Here is a 12,169-nt window from a genome sequence, read left to right on the forward strand (position 1 = left end):
GTTCCCTGCAAGGGGTAGCCCACACCGCTAAAGTATCCGTATTTTCTTCTGATATCCGAGACTCGTTATGAGCGATAGTTTTTACACAGGCGCTTCCTGGCAAGCCCCAACAGCTGACAATCAAAACACGCATGCGGTGGTATATTTGCCCCATTATGCGTCCATGCAGTTAGCGTTGGAGCATCTGGACCCAAACGATTCGGTCAATGTATTGTTTCCCGAGGTTCTGGAACATTATGCGAGTGAGTTCGTCAATCGCTTTCCGGGCGATGTTTTATATGCAGTAAAAGCCAACCCGCATCCTTATGTTTTGAAAACGCTCTGGAACGCAGGCGTGCGATATTATGATGTTGCGTCCCTTCGTGAAGTCGAGCAGGTGGCACAACTGCTGCCACAGGCAAAACTCTTTATGATGCATCCGGTTAAATCTCGTAAAACGATCCTGCGATCATATGAGTTGGGTGTTCGGGAGTTTGCCTTCGATGATATGAGCGAGCTCGAGAAGATCAAACAGGAGCTACCTGACGCGCTTGATCTCTCATTGCACCTTCGCCTGTCATTACCGTCTGAAGATGCAGCATATTCACTAGAAGGCAAGTTCGGTGCTAGTTTTGAAATGGCTGGTCCATTGATAAAAGCAGCAAAGGCATTTGCAAAGTCAGTTGGCGTCACATTTCATGTTGGTAGCCAGTGCATGGACCCAGATGCCTATCGGCGTGCGCTTGCGCTCTTGCGGGATCTTCTCGATAACGAAGGTTTAGAACTTGATAGCGTTGATGTGGGCGGTGGGTATCCTGTAAATTATCCTGGAATGGAAGCACCAGACCTTGGTCAATATTTTGAAGTGATCAAAAATGCACTCCATGATTTTGGTTTTGCTGGCCACAAGGTTCTCGGTGAACCCGGGAGGGCTTTGGTCGCGGAAGGGGGCTCAACTCTTGTGCGTGTAGAAATGCGTCGGGGTAATGAGCTTTATTTAAATGATGGAACTTACGGGGCGCTCTTTGATGCAGGATCACCCAAATGGCGTTTTCCTGTCTCAATACTTACAGGGGACGGCCGTGAAACACAGGGCGCATTAGAGGCCTTCAGTTTCTGGGGGCCAACATGCGATGCTATTGACCATATGGAAGGGCCGTTTTTGTTACCAGCGGACATTCAGGAAGGCGATTGGATTGAAGTTGGAAACCTGGGGGCATACGGCCAGACCATGGCAACAAAATTTAATGGCTTTTACGCAGAACACACAATCACCGTCGATGAAGAGCCCATTGTATGGCGTGGTCCAATTGGCTCGGTAATATCTGGATAAATGTAATCAATATTGCAAACAATTGACAGCGGATACATTTCATACTGTATTTATACTCTAATAAATTGAGTATAATTATTATGCGAACATTCCATTCTGTTTTTAGCGCCATTTTGCTGTTTTGCTTATTCGGCTGTGCTGAACACACAAGACTCAGCAAAGGGACAGCCAGAAACAATCCTGTTCGTAGTGCAGATGATTTGACCCCAGTATTTGAAGACTATCAGGCGGTAAAGTATAGGGACCTTATCGCGAACCCTGAAAAATATCTCAATAAACATGTTACAATGCTGGCTGACCCCTTGTTAACTGTTGATTATTCGGGAATTCTTAATCCTGAGGAAACAGCAGAACGAGAGGCGTTTCTCAATAAACAAATGAATGCAAAAGAGAATTATGGCTCGCTCGAGCCGCCTAAACATTGGTTGCCTGAAATGTGTTTCAGTTTCACACATAACCCAGACAAAATCGGTAGATTTCATAAAAATAGAGCTGAACTTATTCGCGTTTGGGGGCGACTAACATCATATACTGAAGTTTACCCTGGCTCTGTTGAATACCAGCGGGCAGGTAAAGGTAATCCTGATGAAGATGTTATTGTGACAACCGGATGTAAAAGCCGCTTTGTATTCGCGGCCGATACAATGGTGCGTATTCGCTGATCCGGTCACATAAACATGATCAGCTTGACTAAGGGGTGAAATAGCGTGCACTCTCTCCCCATTATACTTGGGAGGGTATATTATGAAGTTCAAATATTTAGTATCGGCTGCGCTTGCGGTCACCTTATCATTCACAACAATAGCACAGGATAAAAAAGCACTCGTTGGTGGGCGATTGATCGATGGCTTTGGGCATCGACCGATCGATAATAGTGTGATTTTAATCAACGGGGATACGATCGAAAAGGTTGGTCAGGTTGACACGCTCGAAGTGCCCGCCGGATATGAAGTGATCTCTACAGAAGGTATGGATGTGTTGCCGGGCTTGTGGGAAGCCCATGCGCATCTAATGTTAAATGGTCACTCAGATTATAGCCATTGGCATCCGACCTATAAGGACCGACTAGCGGACGAAATTATGCCTGCAAGTGCGGTGCAATTATTGCTCGCCGGCATTACATCTGCGCGCGATCTTGGCGCACCGTTAGACGCTTCTGTTTCGGTAAAAAAGCGTGTTGAAAGCGGTGAAATACCGGGCCCGCGCTTGTTTATGTCCGGGCCGTTTATCCAGCACAGAGCTTATCCAAACACTGAATTTTACCGGTGGGGTATTGATGGTGTTAAGGATGCACGAGCGAAAGTGAATAAGCTTGCAGACGCAGGCATGGATATTATCAAATTGATCGATCATGATAATATGTCCCTTGAGGAGGCGCAGGCTGTTGTGGATGAGGCGCACAAGCGCGGCCTTAAGGTGGTTGCGCATTCGCACCGCCCAAATGAAATCCGCAGAGGTCTGGAAATTGGCGTTGATAATTTTGAGCATACAGGGCTAACAACCGCACCCGCCTACCCGGATGATGTGATTAAAATGTTGAAGGAACGCACCGCAACAGGCCGGATAGCAGGTGGCCCCTTGTTCTGGACGCCAACAGTTGAAGGGCTTTGGAACTATAAGCTGACTGTAGATAATCCTGAAAAGCTTGACGGCACATGCTGGCACCGTGGTTTGAAGCCGGACACAATTGCGGATATCAAGCAATCGATCAGGAAGCCTGGCCAGTTTGCTTACTCGCAGCTTGTTCCACTGCGCCGTCCAACGCTTAAGAACAAGATTGCCCAGCTCCGTGAAGCGGGTGTTGTCTTTATGGTAGGAACCGACAGCGGTATCCCAATGAAATTCCACTGCCAAAGCACATGGAACGAAATGGCAGCATGGGTTGATGTGTTTGGGATTTCCGCGATGGAAACAATTCGCGGTGCGACTTACTGGCCGTCTGTTATGATGGGCGTGTCCGATAAGCAGGGGACAGTATCAGCCGGTAAATATGCGGATATCATTGCGGTAAAGGGTGATGTGCTTCGTTATATCAACCTTTTGCAAAATGTGGATATGGTGATGAAAGGTGGTACAGTTTATAAAATAAACGGTCAGCCGGTTGAGGAAAATCTTTAACCAGATTCGCAATTTGAAAGAATGAGGGAGCCATAGCCACTTGTAGGCTATGGCTTTTTTCTTTTATTCAAAGGCGGTTACAACGGGCATTCGGGCCGCCCGGAACGCAGGAAAAAATCCGCCGATCATGCCGATTGATAATGCGAGCCAAAAGCCCTGCTGTAACAGCTCGCTCGATAAGGTGAAGCTGAAAACAACCTGTGTGAAGCTGGAGCCGATAGTGGCCGTACTCGTGCCGTCAACCATCAGGTAAATTATGGCTATTCCTGCCGCGCCGCCGATCAGCGCGAGGATTATTGCCTCAGCCACCGTTCCAAAAAATGCTGAAATGTTTGAAAATCCAATCGCGCGCAGGGTTGCAATTTCGCCTGCCCGTGCCGCAACAGAGGTATACATGGTGTTTAATGCGCCTGCGAGCGCGCCCATGCCCATTATGATGCTGATACCCCAACCAAAATAAACAATATTATTCAACGCATCACCTTGCGCAGAGAAATAGTCTGCTTCGGTTTCGATTTTGATATTCAGCCTCGGATCGGCCTCAGCATAATCCACAAGGGATTGCACATCGCCAGGTGTTTCCAACTGAATCCGCATGGTCTGGAAACTGTTACCGCGTCGGAATTGATCCTGTACTGTTCGCGTGTCCGCCCATAGTTCGCTATCAAAAGCAGACCCACCTGTTGAGAAGACGCCAACAACCTCCCATGTGGTTTTTCCGAATGTTATTTTCTTGCCCAGTTCAAAACCGGAAAACTGCTTGAGTACGCTTTCCCCAACAATTAATTCGTTACGCCCGGGCGTGAAAACGCGCCCTTCGGTAATAGCCACATTGTCACGCAGGGAAAATCCATCGGTTGAAAGGCCGCGCATGGGAATGTTTACTTTTGAGCCATTGGTTTTCTTATACCCATCGACAATCACATAGAGTTCGCCAGAATATATGGGGGTTCCCTCATTGTTTCTTGCGACACCGGGGGCATTAGACATTAAATTTATCTGCTCGCGGGATAAAACGCTATTGATCTCTGATTGCGATCCAACGCGCGTTACAACAGCTATATTTTCTGATCCAGCACCCTCTAAAGTATCCTTAAAACCATTCCCCATTGCTAGGAAAAACAACAGAACGCCGACAACAGCAGCAACCGCGAAAATGGTGGCGAGCGACATTCCCATTCGCTGAGGGATGCTGCGTAAATTCATGATAATGACGACCCAGATTTGTTCTAATAGTTTCATTGTTGGCCTCCTTATCTTGAGAGCGCTGTTACGATGTTTAATCGAAGCGCAGATACAGCGGGAATGATCCCGGTTACGAGCCCAAGGCCCAGCATAATGGCGATGGCCTCCAGAATGATTGGACCGTCAATTATCAGTGTTGGGAATTGAGGTAATGCTTCCGAAACTGCGGTGATTAAGACCGTTGCCATGAAGAGACCCAGGCCACCACCAATAAGAGCTGTTATCAGCGATTCACCGAGCACCATCCTGAAAATGCGACCTGACTGAAAACCAAGTGTTTTCATAACAGCAATTTCGTTTGTACGCTCTCGTATCGCCAAGGCCATAGAATTGCCAACGATAACCAAAATGATGAAGAATGCAGCCAAAACCACAAAGGTGATGATCAGGCCAATATTACCGATTTGTTCGATAAAAGCTTTGGTGAATGCCTTTTCCGGCACTGTTTCTGTTTCAAATGGTGAATTTGCAAACTGGTCATCGATTGCTGCTATAACCTGTTCATTTAGGCTCGGGTCAGCGGTACGAACACCAATTAAGCCAATTGTATTCTGACCAAATGTTCTTGCTTCATCAAAGTATTTGAAATGGAAATATACGCCACTTGTATCTATCTGTGGATCGACGGCGCTGTAGATCGCTACAACGTCAAAATCCCAAGTGCTACCACCGGATTTTTTCGAGAAAATGTTTGATGAGATTGGAATACGATCACCAACCTTCCAGCCAAAATTCTGGGCAGCCTTTTCCCCAACCAGCAAGCCTTGGCGGTTCTTGAGCCATGCCTCTTTTTGCTCTTCTGGCATGACAAGTTCATCATATACATCGAAGAAAGTTTCTTGCTGAACTGCAAATATTGGCATCGCATTTTGTGGTTCCTGATAATATCCACCGAACCAGTTCTGATGTGAAATACCAACGATGCCGTCGATATTTTGAATGCGGTTTACATAGGAAATTGGAAGCGATTGCGTGAAGTTGATTTTATTCACCACCACAAGCCTATCATCAGCCGATAGTTCGACCCCAGCGTCCAAAGCACTTTGAAACGAGGTCATGACACCGTAGATCATAAAGGCAATGAAAGTGGCAAACAGGGTTAAGATCAGCCGTAGTTTTTTACGGGTGATGTTTTTAAATATTAAATATACATCGCCCATTATGCTGCATCCTTTTCGACGAACTCGCCTTTATCGAGATGAACAGTTTTGGTTGCGTATTTTGCCGCTTCGGGGTCGTGGGTTACCATAACAATGGTTTTGCCGTATTCACGGTTCAGTTCCTGCAACATGGTTAGGATTTCGTCGGCGGTTGTCCGGTCAAGGTCACCTGTTGGTTCATCGCATAAGAGCATTTTAGGGTCAGAAACGATTGCGCGCGCAACAGCGACACGTTGTTGCTGACCGCCCGACATTTCTTTTGGTTTATGGCCAGCACGGTCCTTAAGGCCAACAAGCTCTAGTGCTGCATCAATGCTTTGTTTTCGACGTTTTTTATTAAGGTTGGTGAGCAGCAAGGGCAGCTCCACGTTTCGTGCGGCCGATAGCATCGGCATTAGATTATAAAACTGGAAAATAAAGCCGATATTGGCGGCCCGCCATTTTGCTAAACCGTTTTCAGAGAGCTTATCGATACGTGACCCATCGAACCAGACCTCGCCGTCTGTTGGTTGGTCAACACCGCCGAGCATGTTAAGGAGGGTTGTTTTACCAGAGCCTGAAGGCCCCATGATCGCAAGGAATTCCCCCTTTTTGATGGTCATGTTTAACCCGTCAAAAATTGTGATGCTTTCGCGGCCTTTGGTGAATCGTTTGCTGATCCCATTTAACTGAAACAAGTCTTCGGTGTTTGTTGTGTGTGTTTCGATGTCAGTCATATCAGCTCCCTCATCTTATTTAACTTTTGACTGTTTTCAGGTTCTATAAAAAGCGACCTTAACGCCCATATCAGGTAGTATTCTTGGATCATCGGTTTCAATCCGGATGCGCACGCGAACGGTTGCTTTATCCCTGTTAGCGGTTGGGATGATTGCGATTACGCTTGCCGGGATATCCCAGTCAGGGTAGGCGTCCAAATTCGCAACGACCTTTTGGCCGTCTGAAACTCTGCCAATGAAGGCTTCATTGACATCAACCTCTATTTCAAGCGAGGCCATATCCACAATGGTGCAAATTCCGGTGCGGGTGAAGCCCCCACCTGCGGAACCGGGGGCAACGATTTCACCGGGCTGCGCGTTTTTTATGGTTACGACCCCGCCAAAGGGCGCTCTGATTGTGTGGTCATTAAGGCGTTCCTGCTGTCGGGATACCTCAAGATTGGCAACCTCATAATCTGCTTTGGCGCGCGCGAGTTCCGCCCTTGATGTTTCAACATTCAACATACTGTTCGTCAGCCGGGCTTCGCTTGAAAAATCGTTTGATTGTAATTTTGAAACGCGGGCCAGAACACGCTCTGCTTCGCGGAAATTGGCTTCGGCGCTTAAGATACGTGCTTGTGCGGCGCTTGCCTGCGCCTTGGCAAGCTTGAGGTTCACAACAGCGAGCGCATCATCAAGACGCGCCAAAACCTGCCCTTCCTCAACGCGCATGCCTTCTTCCACAAGAACGTCTGTTATCCTGCCGGTTAATTCCGCTGAAACGGTGGCCATACGCCTTGCGGTAATATACCCGGAGCCATCTAATACTGTGTCGGAACTATTGGTTTGAATAACGGCAGCTTTTGGTGTGGGTTCAGGCGCTGTTATATCATTTTTGGCTTTTGTGGATGTTTGTGGTTTCAACGTTGCTGACTGTTTGGCTATGGTTTGGTCAGGTTGCTCGGCTGCGTTATCCGGAAAATAAAACAATGCTCCACCAACAGCAATCGTACCCGCCAACAGACACGTTAAAAGCAGGGGCGTTTTGTTGCTTTTTGTCTCTTCGCTATCCCGATCGATAGAAAGCTGCGATAATAAATCTTTTTTGTCTGACATTGTATTGAGTACCCCTTTATGACCAACAGTGTGAACTGTGTGGATATTGGTTTAGTACTCGATACGAAAATAACCTTACAATCAGACTAGCCGATTTTGTTTTTTTCTTAAACGCTCAAATTTGTAGCCCCCTGAAGTTAGGGCCTTCAGAGGGCTATGGTGTTGGGTGAATTATGTATCAATCAACCGATTTTATGGGCACCATTTTTCACTATGAGGGTCGGGCCATCAATCACGTCATAGGTGGTTTCAAGAACGGTTGACACATAATACCAATTGGATGTCACTTCCTCTTGCGTCAGTGCGATTTCCATCCAGCCACGATCTTTGCCGTTGAGGTACTTCAGTTCCGGGTTCTTATCGAGCATTGCTTTGGTCAGAATTGATGTCTCAACTGGTAAATAGGCTTCCATGCCGGGTGATGAAACCCCAGGCGTTGCAAGCTCAACCGCGATCGCTTCACCCGCATCGTTCGAAAGATCAAAAGCCCATGCGTTGTGGGTGTCCCCCGCGATTGAGATACAATTGCTTCCGTGTTTCTTAATCATTCCAAACACGCGCTCGCGGCAAGCATGGTAACCATCCCATGCATCAAGGTTAAGCGGCAGGTTCAACTGTTCAAGAATGCGGAAAAATCCGATTTGTTGCTCAGTCAAATATTTCGACTTCTCGACATCGATGTCTTTCGGGTCCAGTTTAGGAACATTGATTTTACCCATTAATAACTGTTGCCCGAGGATTTGCCACGGACGTGACTTTGTGGCGGCTAATTCCTGCGCTAGCCATTTTTCTTGTTTCTCGCCCAAGATACTGCGTTTTTCATTCCCCAATATGTCACGCTTGAAGGTTTCTGCGTCTGGAATGTAGCTTAGGCCTTTGGGTAGGTTTTGCGGGTCGAAAGATTTGATCTTTGACCAATCGGTTACAGGGACCGGTTGGCCTTTTGTGAGGTCAAAAGGAACTTGAATTTCTTTGATTGTTGCCTTGTTAGCAGCCTTAAAGGCATCAGCGCTTAGTAAAGCCTTTGGATTTTCCGGATCACTAAAATCAAAGGGAATTTTCCGGAAAGGAAGGTCTTTTTGATATGATAATTGTTCGTCACGCCCAATCAGACGTGTATCCATCATGATGAGCGAAGCAAGATCGCCAAAATTGAAGGTGCGGTAGATTTCGCCAGTGAGTTCCGGGTCGTTTTCACGGATTGGAATCCATTCATAGAAAGCCTGAATGGCAGCACGCCTGCGGGCATCAAATGGTCCTTCACCTTCGTTATGGTTTTCCGCACCATCTTTCCATGTGTCATTTGATATTTCATGATCATCCCACACATTAATGAACGGATGGGCCTGATGAATTGCCTGAAGGTCTTTGTCGGTTCTGTAGAGGCCGTACCGCATGCGGTAATCTTCAAGCTTGGTTATTTCGTGGGTTGGCTGAACTTTGCGGCCTTTTTTAACAGCCTCTGGGTTTGAATAAACACCGTCTGCATACTCATAAATATAGTCGCCTAAGTGAATGACCGCATCAACATCACGTTTCGCGATCTCACCGTACACATTGAAATAGCCTTGGGGATAATTGGAGCATGAAACAACAGCAAAATTAACCTTGTCAGTTTGTCCGACAGGTAATGTTTTTGTGCGCCCAATCGGACTTTTGATAGCTTGTGACACGAAGCGATAATAATACTTTGTATTAGGCGCAAGGCCCGTTGCATCGATTTTAACTGTATAATCACGGTCTGCACCAGTGGTGAACCCACCTTTTGAGACAACGGATTTGAAAGCTTTATCCTTCGCCACTTCCCATGTGCCATCGATGTTTGTGTTTTCGCCGCTGCCTGGGATGACGCGGGTCCATATAATCACGCGGTCCGATAACGGGTCACCACTGGCGATACCGTGCGTGAAATGTGCAGCTGCGTCAGCCATAATTTCATGCCCCCTCAGTGCAATCGCACCGAATGTTGCACCGATACCAGCGAGTACGGCCCGTCTGTTAGGAGAAAAGTGTTTGGTTGTCATGATCATCCTGCCCTTGAAATCGAAATCTTTCCTGTCGCACCCTGCCGTTCAGATATGGATGTGTCAATCAATTGCCCCAAGAGTAACAGAAACTTCATGAAGTCCTCAAAACGGCTTGAAGATGTTGTTATGTAAAGAATGTATTAAGAAGTGTGTGCCATACCTTCTTTGAACCTTTTCGATTGATGACTTAGAAAATGCTGACACCAATATGACGCAAATACCTTTCAGATTTATGGGCTACGCTTATTGTATGGGCGACCTTTTGATTGAATTGGATACAGCGTACAAGATTATCAATATTGATGGGGCTGTTAACTCAATGCTTGGTTCTGATCAGGTGTTGAAAATGGGTGACGACTTTACCCAGTCACTTTCTGACACTTCTAAGCACAAAGTTCTGGCGGCTACAAAAGTTCTTACAGGGCATAATCGTGTCGGACCACTTGATATAGAAATTTGCTTTGAAATGTCAGATGGTATCGGCGGGAAAGCCATGGCGGTACGCAAGTTTATCGGTTTTTTCTCACACATTCCGCTAAAGAGTGACCGATATTATCTCGCGTTAACGCGGCCATCTAAGTACGGTACAAATGTACCCTCAAAGAAAATCGGTGATGTGGCTGATAGTGATCAGCGATCAGATTTTTTTGAGCAGTTAGAAAATGTTTTCGACGGCGAAGCCGCGGCGGACAATGTTCTTGTTACCGTTTTTGACGATGATAATCAGGAACACAGCGCGCGTGAGCAGCGTGAAATTCAGAATTGTTTATCCAGTTTCTCATTGGGCGGGAATCATGCAGCAATTCTTGCTGACGGTAAATATGCGGTTGTTCGGGAAAAAGGGCAGCCTGCTCTTTCCAAAGATGTCATCACGAAGGAAATTGAGAAAACAACAGGAATACAGTTAAATTCGGCAACGCTTGATGCATCTGAGATGGTGATCAATAGTGAAGATGGTATGCGGGCTATGATTTTTGGCCTTCAGCAATTCGCGGATAATGTTGAAGAATTTAACGCACAAGCGTTTGAGACAAACGGCACTCAGCTTCTTGAGGAAGCCTCTAAAAAAGTACAAGAATTTCGCAGTATTATCGAAGGTGACAAATTCAGCCTTGTGTTTCAGCCCATTGTTGATCTGAAAACAGGTGATACACATCATTTTGAGGCTCTGGCTCGTTTCCAGCATTTGGGCTTATCCAAATCTCCATTCGAAACGATTGTTTTTGCAGAACAAACAGGCTTGATCGACGAGTTTGATCTGGCAATTTTGGATAAGGCGCTTGAAAAACTTATTGAACTCGAGAAAAGAAAAAGCCTGAAAAAAATAGCCATCAATGTTTCGGGTAAATCAATTTCGAGAATAAGTTTTGTTAATCGTTTGATGTCCCGGCTTGAAAAAATGCGGCGTTTTAGTGAGGTTCTCGCTATAGAATTAACAGAGTCCACAGTGATCAGTGATATTAAGGCAACTGCTGACGCTGTTAAGAGAATTCGTAAATATGGCTATAAAGTCTATTTGGACGATTTTGGCGCGGGGGCATCTGGGTTTCAGTATCTGAAAAAGTTGAAAGTTGATGCGCTTAAAATTGATGGTGATTATATCAAAGATGCTCTGAGTTCACGGGAAGATCGCGCGTTTTTAAATGCAATGGTGACCCTCTGCAAAGAATTAGGCATCAAAACAGTAGCAGAGTGGGTAGAAACTGATCAGCATGCCAAACTCATGACCGAAATGGGTGTTGATTACGGACAAGGCTACTATTTTGGTATGCCCCAAGCGTCGATGATTGGGGCAGGACGTATCCATAAAGCATCCTGATGTGCTTATACGGCTATTATGCTAAGAAAAGCTCTTTCGATGTAACATTCAACAAATGCAGTATTTCATTGATTGTTTTCTTCGGCTTATCCTGAAGGCACCAGTGTTTAATGGTAATCACTGACAGGTCGAACAAAATCGTTCGCCTTACTTTTATCTCTGCAGGTGTCAGATCTGTTAGCATATCATCAAGCATGCTATAGGCTTTCTTGAGGCCCGTTATGCCAATCTCTTCGATGGCTCGATCAAGACTAAAATCAGGCCTTGTGATTGCCTGCGATAAAAAGATCACATAATCAACACCAGCGTCTTCATGCTCTGCAAGTTCCGCAAGCGGCCTGATAAAGACATCAAGCAAATCTGTAAGGCTAGGATTTTCTCCAAGCGCGTCCAGCATTTCAATGCGTTTTTCGTCGATTAGCAGGGTTCGTTCATTAATTGCCGCCCGGATAAGGCCGTTTTTTGAACCGAAATGATATTGTAAAGCCGATTGATTTCTTTGCCCCGCAGTTCGTAAAATTTCCCTTGTTGAAACGTCAGCAAGCCCCTTAGTTGCAATGAGTTTCTCCGCGGCACGAATTAAAGCAGCGCGTGTTACGTCTGCACGTTTTGGTTTCTCTTCCATGATAGTTTTTTGCGTACCCAAACGGTTAATATGCAATAAATCATATTAGATG

The 12,169-nt window shown here is 46.1% G+C and carries 10 protein-coding genes; 4 read left to right on the forward strand and 6 right to left on the reverse strand.

Annotated features, from left to right (window positions below):
• Window positions 1-67 precede the first annotated feature (67 nt).
• The 3 genes from KFF44_RS02425 to KFF44_RS02435 all read left to right on the forward strand — a co-directional run bounded on the left by KFF44_RS02425 (window position 68) and on the right by KFF44_RS02435 (window position 3,430).
• Complete coding sequence (locus KFF44_RS02425) at window positions 68-1,312, forward strand: type III PLP-dependent enzyme (RefSeq protein WP_255936831.1); 1,245 nt, start codon at window positions 68-70, stop codon at window positions 1,310-1,312.
• Between the two features lie 80 nt (window positions 1,313-1,392).
• Entirely contained in the window at window positions 1,393-1,974 is a 582-nt protein-coding gene (locus tag KFF44_RS02430) for a hypothetical protein (protein ID WP_255936834.1), read from the forward strand.
• 82 nt (window positions 1,975-2,056) lie between these two features.
• Window positions 2,057-3,430, forward strand: coding sequence for an amidohydrolase family protein (locus tag KFF44_RS02435; protein ID WP_255936845.1), 1,374 nt, complete (start codon window positions 2,057-2,059; stop codon window positions 3,428-3,430).
• Window positions 3,431-3,493: 63 nt separating this feature from the next.
• Here KFF44_RS02435 and KFF44_RS02440 read toward each other — a convergent pair whose 3' ends face one another.
• From KFF44_RS02440 to KFF44_RS02460, 5 genes are all read right to left on the reverse strand, one after another.
• Complete coding sequence (locus KFF44_RS02440) at window positions 3,494-4,672, reverse strand: ABC transporter permease (RefSeq protein ID WP_255936847.1); 1,179 nt, start codon at window positions 4,670-4,672, stop codon at window positions 3,494-3,496.
• An 11-nt stretch (window positions 4,673-4,683) separates the two neighbouring features.
• Entirely contained in the window at window positions 4,684-5,835 is a 1,152-nt protein-coding gene (locus KFF44_RS02445; RefSeq protein ID WP_255936850.1) for an ABC transporter permease, read from the reverse strand.
• A complete protein-coding gene (locus KFF44_RS02450) occupies window positions 5,835-6,551 on the reverse strand; it encodes an ABC transporter ATP-binding protein (RefSeq protein ID WP_255936853.1) in 717 nt (238 codons plus the stop codon). Before KFF44_RS02450 ends, KFF44_RS02445 begins: the two co-directional genes overlap by 1 nt.
• Before the next feature lie 36 nt (window positions 6,552-6,587).
• Window positions 6,588-7,646 (reverse strand): efflux RND transporter periplasmic adaptor subunit, encoded by a 1,059-nt coding sequence (locus KFF44_RS02455; RefSeq protein ID WP_255936855.1) that lies wholly within the window; start codon window positions 7,644-7,646, stop codon window positions 6,588-6,590.
• A gap of 182 nt (window positions 7,647-7,828) precedes the next feature.
• Window positions 7,829-9,670: an alkaline phosphatase gene (locus KFF44_RS02460; RefSeq protein ID WP_255936857.1), complete on the reverse strand. Its 1,842-nt coding sequence runs from the start codon at window positions 9,668-9,670 to the stop codon at window positions 7,829-7,831.
• Between the two features lie 211 nt (window positions 9,671-9,881).
• On the opposite strand from KFF44_RS02460, the gene KFF44_RS02465 reads away from it, so the two are divergent.
• Window positions 9,882-11,492, forward strand: a complete 1,611-nt coding sequence (locus tag KFF44_RS02465) for an EAL domain-containing protein (protein WP_255936860.1) — start codon at window positions 9,882-9,884, stop codon at window positions 11,490-11,492.
• Window positions 11,493-11,508: 16 nt separating this feature from the next.
• Here KFF44_RS02465 and KFF44_RS02470 read toward each other — a convergent pair whose 3' ends face one another.
• Complete coding sequence (locus KFF44_RS02470; RefSeq protein ID WP_255936862.1) at window positions 11,509-12,117, reverse strand: TetR/AcrR family transcriptional regulator; 609 nt, start codon at window positions 12,115-12,117, stop codon at window positions 11,509-11,511.
• Window positions 12,118-12,169 lie beyond the last annotated feature (52 nt).

Origin of the sequence: Kordiimonas sp. SCSIO 12610 (genome assembly GCF_024398015.1) — a bacterium.
Taxonomy (GTDB): Bacteria; Pseudomonadota; Alphaproteobacteria; order Sphingomonadales; family Kordiimonadaceae; genus CANLMI01.